The sequence below is a fragment of the Caldalkalibacillus salinus genome, assembly GCF_016745835.1.
Classification (GTDB): Bacteria; Bacillota; Bacilli; order Caldalkalibacillales; family JCM-10596; genus Caldalkalibacillus_A; species Caldalkalibacillus_A salinus.
The window spans coordinates 1-639 of sequence record NZ_JAERVL010000057.1 but is presented as its reverse complement, the minus strand read 5'-3'; the positions used below and the strand labels follow the sequence as shown (position 1 = coordinate 639).

General features: G+C 41.0%; 1 protein-coding gene. It reads left to right on the top strand.

Features of this window, described 5'->3' with window-relative positions:
- Nucleotides 1-639, top strand: a 639-nt coding sequence (locus tag JKM87_RS17645; protein WP_474001480.1) for a M26 family metallopeptidase, incomplete at both ends; no start/stop codon positions are given.

Here is a 639-nt window from a genome sequence, read left to right as displayed (position 1 = left end):
GGTTCTGGTTCTAGCTACTCTAACAACTTCTACGATAAAGAAACATCAGGTAGTACGAGCACCACTGGTGCTAGCCCAAAAACAACAGAAGAAATGCAAACCCAATCCACCTTCACCTATTGGGATTTTGAAAACGTATGGGCTATGAATGAAAGTCAGTACCCTCGGTTAAAAAACCAAGATAATAAATCACTTACTGCCAGTAGTACAGAAGAGAAAACATTACAAATACATTCCACTGAAGAAGAAATATTGATATCAACACCGGAAGAACTTAATAGCGTGAGAAATAGTCTAGCAGGAAACTATAAATTAAACGGGGATATAGACTTGTCTCATTATGGGAATTGGGAGCCTATTGGTACGGCGGAAGAACCATTCACAGGAAGCTTAGATGGAAACGGCTATACCATAAAAGGTCTCACAGTGAATCGTCCCGAAGAAGATTATGTCGGTTTATTTGGCTATGTGATCTCTGGTAAGCTTTTTAATATCAATTTAAAATACTTCAGTGTTAAAGGCCAAAACTACGTAGGCGGCCTTGCGGGTTACATTGAAAACGGTGCGGAGATTAAGAATAGTGGTGCTGTTGGAGAAATGGAAGGCGTCGGGCACAGCGGCGGTCTCGTAGGTAGAATT